Origin of the sequence: Dokdonia sp. Asnod1-B02 (genome assembly GCF_045063955.1) — a bacterium.
Lineage (GTDB): Bacteria > Bacteroidota > Bacteroidia > Flavobacteriales > Flavobacteriaceae > Dokdonia.
Genome location: NZ_JBEFNW010000002.1, coordinates 3,296,351 through 3,314,547 on the forward strand (window position 1 = coordinate 3,296,351; position 18,197 = coordinate 3,314,547).

Consider the following 18,197-nt stretch of genomic DNA (forward strand, 5'->3'; position numbering starts at 1 on the left):
CCTTTTTAATATTTATGTGATTCAACTACTAGTAAAAAGTAGCTCTGTTATCTTCAATCTCTGCAGCTTCCTTAAGTGCATTAAGTACTTTAGAACTTACTGCTACTCTTGCTTTTTGAGCTTCTTGAGTTGCGAAAGACGCGTAGTTTTCAAGTGCTGGTGCTTCCGTAATTTTTGTTACTTGAACCACATATACTCCTCTAGAACCTTCAATAGGATCAGAAATCTCTCCTTCGTTTAATCCAAATGCAGCTCCTACAACTTTAGGCTCATTACCTGCTCCAGCAATCGTTGGTGCATTCATAGATATTGCAGATGCAGTTTTTACAGTCTGGCTTTGTGACTGCGCCATCTCTGCAAGTGTAGCTCCAGAAAGCTTCCCTTTAATGATAGCTGCTTTCTTCATGTTACGAAGTATAGGAGTAACTTGAGTAGATACATCTTCTACACGCTCTGTTCCCTTAGGAGTGCGACGAGTAACTTGTGCTACAATGTATCCATTGTTTACTGGGAAACGCTTAATGTCCCCTACAGAAACCTCTTCTTCAAAAGCCCACTGTACGATTGAACGTTGAGCACCCTCACCAGGAAGATTCTCATCCATTGCACGTATACGTTGTACTGGTCTTACAGTGTAACCATTTTCTATAGCTACTTCTTGAAAATCTCCATCTGCAGCAGCTAGCTCAAATTTTTGTGTTGTATTGTAGATAGAAGAAATTGTTTTATCTGATGGTACAATCTCTTTTACTACCGTTGCAACCTTAATTACATCTTGAAGATTCTTTTGATCTGTAATCTCAATCACGTGGTAACCAAAGTTTGTTTCGGCAACGCCTACAGATCCAGTTCTGTTATCTACGATAAAGTCTCTGTAACCTTCAGCGAAAAGATTTGGATTTTGGTAATCAAGATCACCTCCTTTTTCACTGTTATTTTTATCTGAAGAAAATTCTTTTGCAAGTTCTTCAAACTTCCCTTTATTTCTTTTGATTACCGTAAGTAAGCTATCTGCAAGTTTCTTTGCATCTTCTTTAGAACGAGTAGCAGATGAAGGAACTGGTCCTCTCTGTGTATTTGTTACTGCTCCTTTAAAATCAACTAAGATGTGACGTGATTTTACTGAGTCTGGCATTTTTCTCACATCCATCACACGAGAAAGGTTCATGTAATTATTATCCTTATAAGGACCGTACACGCCACCTTTACCAATAGCAAATAATGTGTCTGCAATAGTTGCAGGTAAGTTATTTTTAAAGAACCAACGATTTACATAAGGGATATCAGAATTATCTAGTAAGAAATCTTCTACTCTATCTGTTTTATCAAATCCTGCAAGTGTTTCTGTTACTCCAGTTGCACCGTTACGAGATGTGTACTCATTTCTAAGTTTTGACAACTCAGCTTTAAGTGCATTTTCATCTTCTAAAGAAGCCTCTTCTGAAAACTTCACAAAACGTATGCTACGAGTTTCGTCTGTTTTGTATTCTTCTTTATGCTCATTTACATATTTCTGAATTTCTTCCTTACTTACTGTTGCCTCTTCATCTGGAATCGAAGTATAAGGAACTTGCACAAACTGTATATCTACATTGTTATTATCAAGTCTGTAAGCAATCTCACCGTCTTTAAGTGTAGATCCTACTCCTGCTTTAACAAGGTTATAGTAAATGCTTTGCTTTTCTTGATTTCTTAAGCTTTCTTCAAATGTTAACCAAGACTGGTAATCACCAGGATTCTGGCTGTCTTTAAGAGTTGCGATAAATTCTTGCATCTTACCCTCACTAAAGAAACCATCACCATCTTGAAAACGTGTATCGTTTTGCAATGCTTGCTTTAATAATTCTTGAGTGCGGTCCCTACCTACTTCAATACCTAATTCTTCATACTGCTCTTCAAGGACAACACGATTAATTTCTTGCTCCCACACTGTATTTACAGCACGTGTAGTCGAGGCATTTGCTCCTAATCTACGTGTTTGCTCCTCTACTTTTGAAGCAAAAGCTTCACGATCAATACTTACTCCATTAATAGAAGCTACTCGGTTTTGCTTATCAGCATTAAAACCTCCACTATCTAAAATTGAAGAAAAAATGAATGCAAATAGCGCAAGTGCAATAATGATTATCAAAAAGATGCTCTTGCTACGTATTTTATTTAAAATTGCCATTGTCTGTTGTTTATGCTATAATAGTGGGCGAAAATACCATTTTCTCCCATAATAAAAAATAAAAAAATAAGCCAATTTAGTCTTTAGAAATACGGACTTCCAAGAGTTCAATTTTTGTGTTTGAAGTCTCAAGGATATGAAAGATTATTCCGTCTATCTCTATGTTCTCTCCTTCTTGTGGTATTTCTTCTGCGTGACTCACTACTAAACCTCCTAAAGTCTCATAGTTTTCACTCTCTGGAAGGTTTAATTTATACATTTCATTGAGGTAATCTACCTCATGTCTAGCAGAAAGTTTGTAGTGATCTTCTCCTAGTTGCTCTTCTATAAGCTCTGCAGTATCATGCTCATCCTCTATCTCTCCAAAAAGCTCTTCTACAATATCCTCTACGGTCATCATACCACTAGTACCACCATACTCATCAATAACGACACAAATACTCTTGCGCTTCTTTGTGAGCATATTCAACACGTCTTTTACAAGCATTGTTTCTGGCACATACACCACAGGCATGAGAACACTACTTATCGTTTTAGGCTTTTTAAACAACTCAAAAGAGTGTACATACCCTATAATATCATCTATGGTGTCTTTATAGACTAATATCTTAGACAAACCGGTATCAATAAATATTTTATTAATCGCTGCTGGCGTAGTGCGTTCATCGACAGCGATAATTTCAGTACGTGGAAGCATCACTTCCCTAGACTTCACCTCAGAAAATTCTAGTGCATTTTGAAATATTTGAATTTCTGTATCTACATCATCTTGATCATTTACAGATTCCATTTGTTCAGAAATATAATTTCCTAATTCCACTTTCGTGAAAGCCAGCTGCACTTCATCTCCATCTGTTTTAAACAAATATTTAAGTACTAAATCTGAAACCCAGATTATAAAAGCACTTAAAAAATAAAACAGCAGGTAGAAAATATAGGCAGGTATTGCAAAAAACTTCAACAGCTTGTTTGCATAAATCTGAAAAAATACTTTGGGTAAAAATTCTGCAGTAATTAGAATGACAATGGTAGAAATAATAGTCTGACTTAATAGACTAAATTCTTGGATGAATGTAGCTAACCACGTCAAGTTTTCGCCGAAAGGCAAACTCTCAAGCCACCCTTGCAGGAGTGCTCCCATAAAATAACCATAAACCACCAAAGCAATATTATTGCCCAGCAACATGGTTGCGATAAACTTTGAAGGTCTCGCAGTAAGGCGAGTTAATACAATAGAAAGAAAATCATTCTGTTTTTTTTCTATTTCAATATGGATTTTATTTGCCGAGATGTATGCAATCTCCATTCCTGAGAAGAATGCAGATAATATTAATGAGCAACAAACGACAATAATCTGGACTTCAAAGCTGCCCATTAAGAGTTTTTCCTGTTTTCAAATTTCTTTCGGAAGTGACGTCTAAAGAAATACATACCAACACTTATAGCAAAGAAAAATAAAAATAAATAAGCTCTAGGCTGATCTTTTCCCCATAGTGACACTACTTTATATCCAGCTAGTACAGCTACTATGATATATACGTACTCCGTGTATTTTGCATATCGCATCATAAGTCTTCTTTATTTTCTTTAACGTATTGTTTACTTACGTTGTTTAAAGATACAAAATTTGTAAAGTCTTCATTAGAATCAAAAAGGTCTCCATCATTGCGGGAACCGTCTTTGGTAATAATGGTATATGGTTGATCTGTAAAAATCCAGTTATTAGTTTGATCCCAATACAACTGCTCTGCCTTAAGTGTAACAGAATCACTAGTTACAAGGGTTACGTTTTGTTGCAAATCTATGAGATTTGTGTATTTATAACGTATTGCATAATCTGAGGTAATCACATTCTCTTTATCGTCATCTATAAAAATAACCTCTACCCCTTCTGGAAACTCCTCGTATGGAAAAGGAGAGTTTGCATAATTCTTTATATATGGTGTTTTGAGATGAGCCGTTACCTTTCCAGAGTCTGTATACTTTAAATTGATACCTCTTCCTTCTGTCACAGGCCCGTCAGACTTGATACTCATTTTACGTATCTCCTCTCCTTTATCACCACAACCTAAAAACAAAGTCACGGCAAAAGCCGTGACTAAGAATTTTAATATATTTCTATGTAGTAGATACATTAGTTACTTGGAACTCTAACGCTTGATCCAATCCAACATCCTATCTTGATAGTTTGACCTGCTTTTCCAGACTGGAATATATCTGCTTTATTAGGAGCATATCCTCTGTAATTTGCAGCCGTCTTATTTGCAGTTCCCGCTAGTGATGGACTTACACGTCCAGCTCTTTCTGCAGTACTCGCAGCTAACCAGTATACCGCTCTCTTATCAAAAGCATTTTCTCCACAGTTATTTGCACTTGCTGCATACATTGCTGCAATTCTCAAGTAAGCGATTCCATAAGAAGCATCTTCACTAAGCGCCTTATTATAAAGACCTCTTGCTTTACCGTAGCTTCCAGATTTTCTTGCTTTTTCTGCAAGTCTGTAATAAGCATTTGCTCTTTCCGTAGGATCTGTTTCAAGATCAATTGCTTCTTGGTAATATCTAGACTCTGCTGCAGAATCTCCTCTGTTTCCTGCTAAGATACCTAAGTACTTTGCAGATTTTGCAGAAGGCTCAAGTCTGTGTAAACTTTCTACCATTTGCTTAAATAAATCTGTATCAGTACAATCTTTTCCTGCAAGACGTCCAGCTGCTTTCTTAATCCATTCCTTGTCATTTTTCATAGACTCGAAATCTTTTTGATAAAGTGGCACTAAGTTTTCACAGTTACCTAAAGCTCCCATTGCACCGTCAGTACTTCCTCCAAAGATTCCAAAAGCTCTTAGGTTAGTTTCATAACCTTTTACTCTTCTTTTCTCCTTAGCACTAAGTGCTGTACCAGCCTCTTCTTTATCTAAAAGAGCTTGTAGCTTAGAATCAAGAATAGTTGCTTCTTTTCCTAATTTACTTTGAGTATCATCATAAAGATCAAAAACGTCTTGTAATGGAATTTGCGCTCCTTCTTTATATAAATCTACAGCTAGTTTAAAACGAGTATAGATGCTTTTTGCGCTTGATATAGAAGCTGCGTCTAGTTGAAATGCTTTTTGAAATGCATCAAACTGAGACTTCTTAGTTCCTATTTTGCTATCAAACATTATCTGAGCCTGATCTGCAGCATTTTCACCTTTATCAGTTTTTCCTGGGAAATACTGCTCTCTTTGCTGTAGTAACAAGATTAAATCTTGAGCCACTGCTTTCTCTTGCTCACCGCTTGCTGCTTTAAGATCTGCTTTTAACAATTTCTCACCATACTGGTATAATGCAAGTGACCAGTTAGGACAATCTTTTCTAAGTTTTGCAAATGGTGCTCTCGCAGCATCCCAGTTCTTAACTTTTGCAGCTTCGTTGAATATAGAACCTGTGGTCATACATTCTTCACTTATTTGAGCTTGAGCAGTAAATCCTACTGTCATTACTATAGCTACAAAAAGTGTGGTTAATTTAGTTTTCATAGTGTTGGGTTTTTCAATTAATTAAATTTACTCTGGACGAACCATAAGTCGTTTACTGATAAGCTTATTCCTACATTAATAAAGTTCTCTTGAATAAGACCTGAACTTGTCGTTCCTCGCTGGCCCATCTCAAACATAAGATTAAAATTACTTATTCTACGTCCTGTGGGTAATCCTACTCCAAAAGATATGCCAAACTCGTTTATGTCCTCGTTAGACACTACAATACCGCTCTCTTCATATCTGAAACCAGCCCTATAAGTAATACGATCCCAGTAACTTGTAACAGAGTTATATTTAGGAATATAAAATCCTCCTATACGCATCTGGCTTGCATCTTCAAAAGCTACATCATCCAGTGTGAACGTTCTATTACTGAAATTACTTGATTTTTGAGATGTATATTCTGCACCTACAAACCACTTATTTACACCTCCTATTCCTAATCCTAACGTCAAAGTAGAAGGGAAATCAAAATCTGAATCAAGTACATCAATCTGATCAGAATCCACATCTGCACTTACTCCAGAAGTATTAAAAATCACAGAAGCCACTTGACGTGAATTTTCCGTACTTATGTTTGCAGAAGGTGAATACTTAATAGATGATGTAAGTTGTAGTTTATCTGATATCATACGCTCGTACTGAGCTGCAAGATCAAATGTAAATCCAGAAAAATCACTACGATTACTCTCTCGTGTAGCTAGCTCTACCCCTTCTTGAGATCTCAATGCCTCATTTTGAATATTACCAAAGTTATAATTTGCACTAGCACCTACAGTTAGACCTGGCGCTACTGTATATCCAGCAGATAAAAATGCTCTGTTAATACCACCACGACCACTAAAAGCGTTTACTACATCCTCGTCACTATCATCTAGATTGTATCCTACAGTAGTATATGGCATAAGTCCAAAACTCACCCCTACTTTTTTAGAAACCGGAAAACCTATCGCTAGGTAATCAAATGTAGATTTTGAAGAACCCTCTTCTGTAAATGCATCTTTTGCTGTAACCTCTTGGTGATTACCACCCACAGTAAAAGTTGTGTAACGCAGTTTACCTAATGAAGCTGGGTTTAATAAATTCAAGTGTAAACTATCACTATAAGACTGTATTCCTCCCATAGATTTATTTTCAACAGTACCTTTAAACTGTTGCAACCCTACTCCGTAAAAAGAATATGGAGATGTCGTAGCTCCCTCTTGTGCAAGACCCTTGAAGGCCACCATCAACACTGCTACTATAAAAAGTTTTTTAATCATTCTGATATGTTAAGATATAATTGAGGCCCTCTAACAAAAATTTTGAGTGCGCAAAGATGCTATTTTTTAATCGTTTTGCCAAGAATTCGGCATCACCCCCCGTTATTATTACGGTTTCTACATTATAATGCTCTTTATAATGATTTATTGCCCCATCAATTTCAAGTAAAACCCCTTGGACAACGCCAGAATGTATCGCTTCATGAGTACTCGTCCCCACAATGCTCTCTGGCATTTGCTTTTCAAGTAGTGGTAAATTTGCCGTGAGATTATTTAAAGTTTCATATCGCAATCGCAATCCCGGTGATATCGCCCCTCCTTTATAAGATCCTTCTGCAGTAATAAAATCATACGTTATACATGTACCCGCATCTATTATGAGACCATTTTTTTGAGGGTACGCTTTCGCGAAAGCGGCTACCAACGCAATCCTATCTACACCAAGTGTATGTGGAGTGCCGTAGTCGTTTTTAAATGGAAGCGGAGTTTTATGACTAAGGATAATAGTAGGAAAACGCAGCTGCACAGATCGCGCTTGCTCCTCAGATAACCTACCTACAGATGAGATTATAGCTTTCTTCACAGGATACAAACCTGCAAATTCCCCTACCTCTTCTATAAAATTCTCTAAAAGAAAATGATGTCGCGCCTGCAATACATCATCAAGGAAGATAGCCGCCTTGACCCTAGTATTTCCAACATCAATAATAAGTTGCATAAATTAAAGTAAGCACCAAAAATACAAAAGCAAAGCACCTAGGGTGTTAAGGGAATGATAAAACTAAGCCGAAACACCTGTCACAAAACAGAGCTCTAGCATTTTATAAAGTTCAGGATGCTTCCTTTTGAACAATTCTGGACGTTCAAAGAAATACTCAGAGGCTACCGCAAAGAATTCTATCTCACTAGTTCCTCCATATTTCCTTATGTCTGATTTGTCACTATTTATAGCATCCATCTCCTTATACATAAGGTCTAACCAAGGAGCTATATTTTCTTTTCCTAATAAAAACTCTGGTATCCCATCAGTCTCTCCGTCCATCTTATCCAGCAAGTGTACAAATTCATGAACGGCAGTATTACCCTTGTCTGTCTTGTTTGCAAATCCAAACACCAGTGCTTTGCGCGATAAAATCATATGATTTTCAAACTGCCCAGAGCCCACCATACCGCCTATGTTTCTATCCTCTCCTTCTGAGTGAAACTCCAAGTCTGCATTAAAATAATCTGGGTAGATTAAAACTGTGTCAAGGTTATTATAATGCCAATCTCCAAAATTGAAAATGGGAATGACAGCACTTGCAGCGACAAAAATCTTATCTCTATCTGTAATTTCAAATTGCACGGCCTCCACATTTACTTCCGCGAGGAAAGCCATCATGCGCTTTTTAAAAAATGCTTGTTTCTCTGCAGATAATTTCTGGTAAAATAGCACCTCATTACTTAAAATCTCCTCCCATGCCACAGGAAATTGCTGTGGGGTACGCTTTCGCGAAAGCGTAAAAAGGCCGTAGCCCATAAATATAAAAAGAGCTGCACCAGCTATAAATAAAATCATTTGCTAAAAATACGTCATCCTAATCTTGCTCGCTCATAAATTGTATAATCTCATCATACCTATTATTTGAACCAAGAATATATTGAGTAATCATAGGCACGTGCTTTTTGTCTAGCGTGATCCTGCGTGCATCTGGCTGAAATTTAATTAGCTCTTCTTTAAAGCGATTATTTGCCACCGTAATAGAAGGATACGTTTTACTGCCTAAATAACTGAGTATAGGTGGCGTTTTATCATTAATGAAATATATAGGAGAGGCATCTTTCCACAACTTAGGATTAGTAGTCCACGTGGTTTTGTAATTGTCACTTGTACCTGGAGCATTCTCACTCAAGTAATGATACATATCAAGTCCAGCTGCATCATTAAGGATAACCCCAGAAATATCATCTGGATTGATATTGTACTTAGGATTCATTACCGCCAGCGCCACGAGGTGCCCTCCAGCCGAATGTCCCGTAACAAAAATCCTTTCAGGATCTCCGCCATATTGAGCAGCGTTTTCCTTTGTCCACGCTATTGCTTTTGCAATTTGCGCAGCTTGATCATCATAAGTAGCGTTAGGACTAAGCGTGTATCCTGGCAGTACAGCAAGAATATCTTTTTGCGCAAAGTTGCGTCCCAACCACCAGTATATTTCTTTTTTGCCTTGATTCCAATTACCACCGTGCACATAAATAAGTACGGGTGTTTTTTCTTGATCGCCAGAAGGCTCGTAGATGTTAAGGGTAGGTGCCTCAAGATTTTCTGCTTGACTAGTGCTTATAATTTCTTCACCTAGATAAGAGATGTTTTTATGCTTAGTACTTGAACAGCTCAACATAGTCACACCTAAAATTGCAATTGCTATATAGATATATGGACGCATATTTTTTTTATGCGAAGCTACTTTAGAATATCACGACTGTGTGTTAAGCATATGGTAAGCAAATATTATAATTATCACAATAAGTGAGAATAATGTGATATACAGATATCTTTCATGTGAGCGAACAAGCACACCTTTCGATTCTAAAAATTAATCCAATTTCTCATACATTGGAAAAACACTATCATAAGGATCAACAAAGTGCTGCGAATTTCTCTCATAAAATTTTCTTGGAGATTCAAAACCTTCAATTATGTATGCTTTACGCTCTAGAATACTTAAACTCTTATTTTTAAAAACCGTCCTTATAAGATCTTCGTAATAATTAGGATCCACAAAGCTATCTGGGTTTTCTATTAACCCCTCCCTATATGGCTGTAAAATATCCCCAAGATCCATAAACTCCATCAATTGACCATCCACCAGACTCATCATTAGAAATTTTCGATGAAGCCAGCCTATTCTATATGAAGAACCGTATATCCTACCCTCCTTATATCTGTCATCATAATCTTCAATTATTTTGAAGTCTTCTGTAGTTGACATCTTAAAGTAAAAATGTCGCTTAATTTTTACTAATTCTATATCTGTTAAGTCATCTACTTTTAATGGAGCTTCGATAGGATCTAGATAAAAATTGAATTCTTTAACTTTCCTAGATATATTGAGATAGAGCTGGTTATCTATAATTTTAAAACTAGAAGGGACATCCAAATAATTTGGAGTCCAAAATAAATCTCTCAAAGATTGAGGCAAAGCGAAACCACCGCAAGAATACCAACTCTTTAAATATTTCACTCTTTTATAGATATTCCCTCCTCTGATTTGGGACCAACAGTTAATGAATTTTGTGTTTGAGTACACGGTCCCATGAGAAAAGCCCTCTACAACAAAGTATTCATACTTCATACCCTCTTTACTATAACTCTTCCTATTCAATTTTAATAAGTTTATTAATTAGACGTTTTTTTGCATTCAAAAACTTTTTCGAGGCAAAAGCTATTTATCCTATGATCGCTGAAATATTATAAACAAATTCACATAGCGCATAAAAAAATACGCAATATCTCTCAAATACCAATTAAATCTCAAACTTATCCAAAACAAAAAACCCGATCAAAAGATCGGGTTTTTAGTGGTGCCTCCAGGAATCGAACCAGGGACACATGGATTTTCAGTCCATTGCTCTACCAACTGAGCTAAGGCACCTAAAAATTTTTAGGTTGCTTATGTTTGTTACTCGAGTTTTCTAATTATTATTAGGATAACCTCTAGTAGCTTTCGTAAGCGGTTGCAAATATAAAACCTTTCTGAACTCTGGCAAGTATTTTTTCAAATAAAATTCATTTTTTTTGAAATTAATTTCTTGTTTACAATCACAAGAACATTACCCAAAATCGTAAACTATCTGTTCCTCATACACTTCCGATGGAAAAAGGATTGTTGAAGGAAAATGTGAATTTGAAGGAGAATTTGGAAAATATTGTGGTTCTAAGCACAATCCTGGACTTCCTACGAGCTCATAGTCCTCTTTACCACTTACAAGCAAAATAGATTTTGCGCAAAAAAACTGTAATCCCAGCGAAATACAACGAGTTTTTATAATGACAGTGTGATCTAAACCTCACTTTGAGAAGCTTGACTCACAATTCCTGCTAACTCACTACTATAAATTTAAAAATTTCTTCACCGCAAGCTGTAAAGCAAAAAGTCGTTTTAGTTATAGTCATATCAATGGTTCCTATGCTAATGTACAGCGAGAATTTCAAGACATCAAAACTTGAATCTAATTTTCTACGTAAGTAATTGGGAGTGGTTACGATTAAAGGTATATTCGTGTGTTTACACAACAATTTTATTATGGCAGATCAATATTACGACCCAAAAGATTTAAGAAAATTCGGAAAAATCACAGAGTGGAGTGAAGAGTTAGGAACTAAGTTTTTTGACTACTACGGTAAAGTTTTTGAAGAAGGAGCACTCACTGCGCGTGAGAAATCGCTCATCGCGCTTGCCGTTGCTCACACAGAGCAGTGCCCATATTGTATAGACGCATATACTAAAGACGGCCTACAGAAAGGAATCACTAAGGAAGAGATGATGGAGGCTGTACACGTAGGTGCCGCTATAAAAAGTGGTGCGACGCTGGTACACGGCGTGATGATGATGAATAAAGTAAATAAACTAGACGGGTAGTTTTACGCTTTCGCGAAAGCGTACTCATACAGATTTCCAACCAAAAGAAATCAACACTACAAACGACAAACATTTTTAAATGTCAGCAACAAAATCACTGAAGAAAGAAGGTAGCGAACTCGCACAAGCAAACAAGCAGATAGAAATTTTATCTAATGGTATTTTCAAAGATGAACTACCTACGTTTGCTAAGAAAATAAAGGAGACTAATCAGCTACCGTTACGCCCTAACAAGCTAGAAATACTCCAAATTAACGTGGGGTACATGTGCAACCAAGTGTGTGATCACTGTCACGTAGATGCTGGTCCAGATCGCAAGGAGATTATGACTTGGGAGACTATGGAGCAATGTCTAGATGTAATACGCAACACAGGAGCTCACACGCTAGATCTTACTGGTGGTGCACCAGAGATGAATCCGCATTTTAGACGTTTTGTAGAAGAAGCGAGTAAGGCTGGAATTAAAGACTTTATTGTGCGTTCTAACCTTACCATTATACGTGCAAATAAAAAGTACTACGACCTCCCTGATTTCTTTAAAAAACACAACGTACACGTCATCTCATCTATGCCGCACTGGACTCGCGGAAAGACAGACAAGCAACGTGGTGATGGTGTTTTTGATAAATCTATAAAGGCACTTCAAGAACTTAATGAGCGTGGGTATGGTATGCCAGGCAGTGACTTAAGACTTGACCTAGTTTACAATCCATCTGGAGCTTTCTTACCGGGAGATCAAGCAAGCATGGAGAAAGACTTTAAAAAAGGATTGATGGAAGATTTTAATATCCAGTTCCACAACCTTTTTGCAATCACAAACTTGCCTATAGCACGATTTTTAGATTACCTCATCGCATCAGAAAACTATGAGGATTATATGTATCAACTCGTAGAGGCATATAACCCTGCCGCAGTAGAAAATGTGATGTGTAAAAACACAATTTCAATAAGCTGGGATGGTTATTTATTTGATTGTGATTTTAATCAAATGCTAGAATTACCAGTGGCGAGTAGTGTAAAACACATTAAAGACTATAATGAAGATTTACTTAATGATCGTAACATAATGATCTCTCAGCACTGTTATGGTTGTACTGCAGGCGCAGGAAGTAGTTGTCAAGGAACCGTTGCTTAATACGTAGAGAATCACGACACCAAAAACCGCCATACTCATATTTGCTCAAACAGCAACTACCGAAGCTTCTTGCAAGAAGCTCGGGCGGTCTGTGGCTTTATTTAAAGAGCTCAATAGGCAAACTATTGCTACGGCACGCAAGACGGGAATTCCCTACGTTATTTTTTCTGAAAATGAGCAGGTAGGAAACACCTTTGGCGAGCGTTTTACAAATGCGCTTACAGCAGTTTTTGACAGTGGTTATGACCAAGTTATAACCATAGGTAATGACACTCCGCACCTTTCGGCGGGGCACATTCTTTTAGCACAAGAAAAGCTCAAACAGTCTGCGCTTGTTATTGGACCAAGTACAGATGGCGGTTGCTATTTAATGGGGATTAAAAAGAACCATTTTAAGCCTGAGCAATTTAAAAACCTACCGTGGCAGTCTAGTAAACTGGGTGCTATTATTTCTGATACGCTTTCGCGAAAGCGTACAAACCTTTACCTCCTTGAGACGCTCTCAGATCTTGACACATTTGCAGATTTACAGCAGATGCTCAAAGAGACTACCACATTATCAAAAAGACTATTACAACTTATACAAAACATAGTAAACCAAGGTCTTTCTCTTGGTTATCATACTACCAACCGATTCTTTGAGTCGCTCACTAAAAGCCACTTTAACAAAGGATCACCGTCATTAGTTAGTATTTAAATCTTGTAAGCCACAACAGCTTACAGTTATTCTTAGATTTTCTTAATTACCAACTAATACACTCAGATGAAATCATTTTATCTTAGTATGCTCTTGCTTTTTACAGCAAGTTTGTATGCTCAAACTACCGTTACCGGAACCGTTACAAGCGCAGAAGATAACACCACCATACCTTTTGTAAATGTCCTTGTAGAAGGCACAAATCAAGGAACCATTACAGACGAAAATGGTGTTTATACCATTACCATACCTACGGATGTATCCGTTTTAAAATTCTCTTCGCTCGGTTATAGCTCACAATTAATTACTGTAGCTGGAAGAACTCAAATAGATGTTACACTAAGCATCTCGCAGGAGGGACTTGACGAAGTCGTTGTAACCGCTCTAGGCGTAAAACGCAATACAAGAGAACTAGGGTATACAGTGCAAACCATAAACTCAGAAGCTATAGACGAGGTAAAGTCTGTAAACTTTCTGGACAACCTTTCTGGAAAGCTCGCAGGAGTTACCATCACACCAGGAGCTACGGGTGTAGGATCTTCATCACGCATAAGCATACGTGGAGAATCATCTTTTTCTAATAACAATCCGCTGTTTGTGGTAGATGGAGTACCTATAAATAACAACACCGTCTTCAACTTTACAAATGAAGCAGCCGCAGGTTTCCAAGAAGTAGATTTTGGGAACGGCGCGATGGAAGTAAATCCAGATGACATTGCTTCTGTTTCTGTACTTAAAGGTCCAAGTGCTGCTGCATTATACGGTACGCGTGCATCAAACGGAGTCATTGTTATTGAGACTAAAGATGGTAGCAAGAAAAAAGGACTTGGTATAAGCATTAACTCTTCTATCTTTTTTGACAGTGCTTTCCAACTTCCAGATTTTCAAAACGAGTACGGACAAGGACAAGGTGGAGTTTTTGAATATGTAGATGGTCTTGGAGCAGGAATCTCAGATAACATCACCTACTCTTGGGGACCTAGACTAGATGCTGGAAATCTAATTTCGCAATTTGATAGTCCGGTGACGCTTGCAGATGGGACGATTGTACGTGGTGGAGATACAGCTTTATACAATGGACTTGCCATCACTCCTACCGAATTTAGGTCAAACCCAGATAACCTAAAAGACTTTTATGAAACTGGTGTAACCACCATAAATAATGTATCTGTCTCTAGCGGATTTGATAAAGGTGATTTCCGTATATCGTTTACAGATCTACGTAGTGAGTCTATCATCCCTGGTGTAAACTTAGATAGACAAACCATCGCAACAAAACTTAACTTTAAGCCAACAGACAAAACTAAAATTAAGGCGAGCATTAGTTATGTAAATTCTGGTAGTGATAACCGCCCATCAAACGGATACGGAAGTGAGAATGTAAATTACTCACTCGTAGCCTGGGGACCTCGCTCTCTTAATATAGACAGCCTACGTGATTACTGGCAGCCAGGATTAGAAGGTGTGCAGCAATATTCTTTCAACTACACCTTCTTTGATAATCCATTTTTTATTTTAGAAGAAAACAGAAACTCTTTTAACCGTGATCGCGTTTTTGGTAACATAGCCCTTACACAAACGCTCGCCAAAAATCTTGACCTTACCATACGCACAGGGATGGACTACAGTAGTGAGAAACGACAGTTTTTAAGAAACTTTAGTTCTAACCGTTTCCAGAACGGTGGTTATGCTGAGCACGATGTTTTTTATCGTGAGATCAATACAGACTTCTTACTTAACTACGATAACAAGTTTGGCGATTTCTCGCTAGATGTAAGCCTTGGTGGTAATCGTTTATCTCAAGTGGCTTCTACAAAACAGGTGCAAACTACAAACCTTGCACAACCAGGCATCTTTAACCTTAATAATGCCGCATCACCTATAGAAGCATTCCAATTTGAATCTGAAAAGCGTATCAACTCTTTTTACGGAGTGGCAAAACTGGGTTACAAAAATTTCTTATACCTAGACGTTACAGGACGTAATGACTGGTCAAGTGCACTGGCAACACCTTTTAGCGCAGATAATACTTCGTTTTTCTATCCTTCGGCTAGTTTGAGTTTCATAGGATCTAACGTTTGGGAACTTCCAGAAGCGATAAGCTACTTGCAACTAAGAGCAAGTGTTGCTCAAGTGGGTAATGACACTAATCCTTTCCAAACTTCTGGAGCGTTTATCGCACAAACTCCTTTTGAAGGGCAGCCCACTTTTAGCGCACAAAATTTTATCCCTAATGCAAACCTAAAACCAGAGCAAACTACATCGTACGAGATAGGTACAGACATACGTTTCTTTAAAGACAGATTTAATGTAGACTTCACGTACTACAACGCACTTACTAAAGATCAGATTATCTCCTTGCCTATTGCTATTTCTTCAGGCTTTAATCAGCAGGTGGTAAATGGTGGTGAGGTGCGCACTTCGGGTATCGAGGTGATTGCAGGCATCACTCCTATCGTAAATGAAAACTTTAGATGGAACACGACCTTTAACTTCAGCACCAACAAATCTGTAGTTGAGAGTTTACCGCAATCTGATGGTCGTCTTACGCTTGCCTTTAGCCGTATTTATGACAGCGCAAACCAGACCGTATTTTTCCAAGTAGAAGAAGGCGGGGAAGTTGGCGATATTTATGGAACAGGCTACCTACGTAATGACGATGGTGATTTTATCATTGATGATAATGGTCGCTTTATCGCAGATAACAACCTCAAGAAAATAGGAAACTACACCGCAGATTTTAACCTAGGGTGGAACAATGATTTCCGCTACAAGCAATGGAGTGCATCTTTCTTATTTGACTGGCGTCAAGGTGGAGATATTGTCTCAAGAACACGAGCGCTAGGTAATGTAGGAGGCCAACTAGCAGAAACAGCTTTCCGCCCAGAAGAGGGAATTATAGCACAAGGAGTTGTAAACACAGGTCCTGCGGCAAATCCAAATTTTGTTCCAAACACCACGGCAGTTTCGGCAGAGAGTTACTACCGTCAGTTTTATGACCGTAACCACGAAGAAAATAACATTTATGACGCCTCATTCTTAAAACTTCGTCAGTTTTCGATAGGATATTCTTTCAAGATTAAAGACGGATTTATCGGTCTTAAAGAAGGTGTAGACGTAAACCTTTCACTTATAGGACGCAATCTTTTTGCTATCACAGAAAACCCACATTTTGACCCTGAGCAACTTGCAGTGCAGGGACAAGGGTTTGTGAGCGGTGTAGAAGATTTGAGCTATGCTACAACAAGAAGCTTCGGATTTAAGGCAGGATTTAACTTTTAACGCTTTCGCGAAAGCGTAACATAAAACATTACAAATGAAACATTTTTTATACATCACTTCCCTCCTGCTTTTACTCGGAATGAGCAGTTGCACAGAAGATTTTGAAGAAATAAACACTAACCCAAATGATCCCGTAAGCGTGCAACCTAGCTTGTTGTTGCGACAAGTTATTTATGACTACGGAGAGCAAATGAGCTACGAAGGTTTTGTGGCTGGAGATTTACTATCACAGCACAGAACGGCTCTTGATTTTAACCTTTTTGATCGTCACGCTTTGAAATCACCGCAGCTAGGCGGAAATCCTTGGCCTATATTTTACACGAATTTAAGAGACAACGAGATTATCTTAGAGCAGGCGCAAACTAATGTGACTTTTGCCGTTTATGAAGGTCCTGCGCTTATCCTTAAGGCATATATGTCGGCTGGGCTTACAGATCTTTTTGGCGATGTTCCTTACACTGAAGCATTTAATGGAATAGATGGAACCGTAACACCAGCTTATGATACGCAGGAGGCTATATATACTGGAGCAGATGGTATTCTAGCAAATCTAGATGCAGGAATTGCTGCTATAGAAGCTTATGAAGATGTGATCCCGCTAGAAGGAGATATTCTTTATGGTGGTGACTTACAAGCTTGGGTACGCTTTGCAAACAGTCTTAAAATCAAACATCTTTTACGTATCTCAGATCGTGTAGATGTAAGTGCAGATTTACAAGCGCTGGTTAATGAGGATAACTTTATATTGAGTAATAGTGATAATGCTGTTTTTAACTTTAGCAACACAGAGCCTAATAGTTTTAGACTTGCACAGTTACGTGTAGGTGACTTTAACAACTTTGTGCTCTCAGAAACGATGGAAACCATTCTTGTAGACCTTGAAGACACGAGGCTTAATACGTTCTTTAGACCAGCATCAAATACTGACGATTTTAACGGACTTATAAATGGAATAGATGCAACCTCAACGGCTGCCGTGCTAGGAGATTTATCACTTGCAGGTACTGCTTTTAGAGAAGATACCTCTGTACTAGATGCCAACTTTATGACCGCTTGGGAAACTTCGCTAGCACTCGCCGAAGCTGCCCAGCGCGGACTTATCACCGCAGATGCGCAGGCACTTTATGAAAACGGTGTTACTCTCGCTTTTGAATACTGGCAAACACCTTTACCAGTAGATTATCTCACTGGGAATGCTGCTTTCAATAACGCTGATAGTTCGCCGCTAGAGCAAATACTTACTCAAAAATGGATTGCAAACATCATAAACGGCTATGAAGGTTGGATAGAATATAGACGTACCGGTTTTCCTGAGTTTATGGATGTGCAAGCAAGTCTTAATGACGGTTTAATTCCCGTACGTATGCCTTACCCATCTGAAGAAGAAGCGCTCAATGCAGATAATTACCAGACGGCATTTGATGCGACAGATGGCAATAGTCTTAACGTGCGCGTGTGGTGGGATGTAGATTAAGGAATTGTGGGAGGATACTGCGGACATCTCCCCTAGCC

At 38.1% G+C, this 18,197-nt stretch carries 15 protein-coding genes and 1 tRNA gene; 5 read left to right on the top strand and 11 right to left on the bottom strand.

Annotated features, from left to right (window positions below):
- Positions 1-28: 28 nt before the first annotated feature.
- The 11 genes from ACJJVU_RS14730 to ACJJVU_RS14780 form a co-directional block, all read right to left on the bottom strand.
- A complete protein-coding gene (locus ACJJVU_RS14730) occupies positions 29-2,170 on the bottom strand; it encodes a peptidylprolyl isomerase (RefSeq protein WP_405226959.1) in 2,142 nt (713 codons plus the stop codon).
- A 76-nt stretch (positions 2,171-2,246) separates the two neighbouring features.
- Entirely contained in the window at positions 2,247-3,545 is a 1,299-nt protein-coding gene (locus ACJJVU_RS14735) for a hemolysin family protein (RefSeq protein WP_405226962.1), read from the bottom strand.
- Positions 3,545-3,739 (bottom strand): hypothetical protein, encoded by a 195-nt coding sequence (locus ACJJVU_RS14740; RefSeq protein WP_405226965.1) that lies wholly within the window; start codon positions 3,737-3,739, stop codon positions 3,545-3,547. Before ACJJVU_RS14740 ends, ACJJVU_RS14735 begins: the two co-directional genes overlap by 1 nt.
- Positions 3,736-4,305: an LPS export ABC transporter periplasmic protein LptC gene (gene lptC, locus ACJJVU_RS14745; RefSeq protein WP_298329885.1), complete on the bottom strand. Its 570-nt coding sequence runs from the start codon at positions 4,303-4,305 to the stop codon at positions 3,736-3,738. The genes ACJJVU_RS14740 and lptC overlap by 4 nt, the downstream gene beginning before the upstream one ends.
- Positions 4,305-5,684, bottom strand: a complete 1,380-nt coding sequence (locus tag ACJJVU_RS14750) for a hypothetical protein (protein WP_405226968.1) — start codon at positions 5,682-5,684, stop codon at positions 4,305-4,307. The genes lptC and ACJJVU_RS14750 overlap by 1 nt, the downstream gene beginning before the upstream one ends.
- A 17-nt stretch (positions 5,685-5,701) precedes the next feature.
- Complete coding sequence (locus ACJJVU_RS14755) at positions 5,702-6,949, bottom strand: hypothetical protein (RefSeq protein ID WP_339848935.1); 1,248 nt, start codon at positions 6,947-6,949, stop codon at positions 5,702-5,704.
- Complete coding sequence (locus ACJJVU_RS14760; RefSeq protein ID WP_405226971.1) at positions 6,942-7,667, bottom strand: type III pantothenate kinase; 726 nt, start codon at positions 7,665-7,667, stop codon at positions 6,942-6,944. Before ACJJVU_RS14760 ends, ACJJVU_RS14755 begins: the two co-directional genes overlap by 8 nt.
- 63 nt (positions 7,668-7,730) lie before the next feature.
- Entirely contained in the window at positions 7,731-8,507 is a 777-nt protein-coding gene (locus ACJJVU_RS14765) for a zinc-dependent peptidase (protein WP_405226974.1), read from the bottom strand.
- Positions 8,508-8,526: 19 nt separating this feature from the next.
- Entirely contained in the window at positions 8,527-9,375 is an 849-nt protein-coding gene (locus ACJJVU_RS14770) for an alpha/beta fold hydrolase (RefSeq protein ID WP_405226977.1), read from the bottom strand.
- Between the two features lie 150 nt (positions 9,376-9,525).
- On the bottom strand, positions 9,526-10,173 hold the full coding sequence (locus tag ACJJVU_RS14775) for a hypothetical protein (protein ID WP_405226980.1): 648 nt from the start codon (positions 10,171-10,173) through the stop codon (positions 9,526-9,528).
- Positions 10,174-10,511: 338 nt separating this feature from the next.
- A tRNA-Phe gene (locus ACJJVU_RS14780) sits at positions 10,512-10,584 on the bottom strand.
- Positions 10,585-11,235: 651 nt separating this feature from the next.
- Here ACJJVU_RS14780 and ACJJVU_RS14785 point away from each other — a divergent pair.
- From ACJJVU_RS14785 to ACJJVU_RS14805, 5 genes are all read left to right on the top strand, one after another.
- Positions 11,236-11,571 carry an arsenosugar biosynthesis-associated peroxidase-like protein gene (locus ACJJVU_RS14785; RefSeq protein ID WP_013750118.1) on the top strand — a complete coding sequence of 112 codons (336 nt, stop codon included), beginning with the start codon at positions 11,236-11,238 and terminating at the stop codon, positions 11,569-11,571.
- Positions 11,572-11,650: 79 nt separating this feature from the next.
- Positions 11,651-12,706, top strand: a complete 1,056-nt coding sequence (gene arsS / locus ACJJVU_RS14790) for an arsenosugar biosynthesis radical SAM (seleno)protein ArsS (protein ID WP_405226982.1) — start codon at positions 11,651-11,653, stop codon at positions 12,704-12,706.
- Between the two features lie 91 nt (positions 12,707-12,797).
- A complete protein-coding gene (locus ACJJVU_RS14795; RefSeq protein ID WP_405226985.1) occupies positions 12,798-13,403 on the top strand; it encodes a DUF2064 domain-containing protein in 606 nt (201 codons plus the stop codon).
- Between the two features lie 66 nt (positions 13,404-13,469).
- The gene (locus ACJJVU_RS14800) at positions 13,470-16,685 is read left to right on the top strand and encodes a SusC/RagA family TonB-linked outer membrane protein (protein WP_405226988.1); all 3,216 of its coding nucleotides are present in this window, start codon (positions 13,470-13,472) and stop codon (positions 16,683-16,685) included.
- Positions 16,686-16,719: 34 nt separating this feature from the next.
- The gene (locus ACJJVU_RS14805; RefSeq protein WP_405226991.1) at positions 16,720-18,159 is read left to right on the top strand and encodes a SusD/RagB family nutrient-binding outer membrane lipoprotein; all 1,440 of its coding nucleotides are present in this window, start codon (positions 16,720-16,722) and stop codon (positions 18,157-18,159) included.
- Positions 18,160-18,197 lie beyond the last annotated feature (38 nt).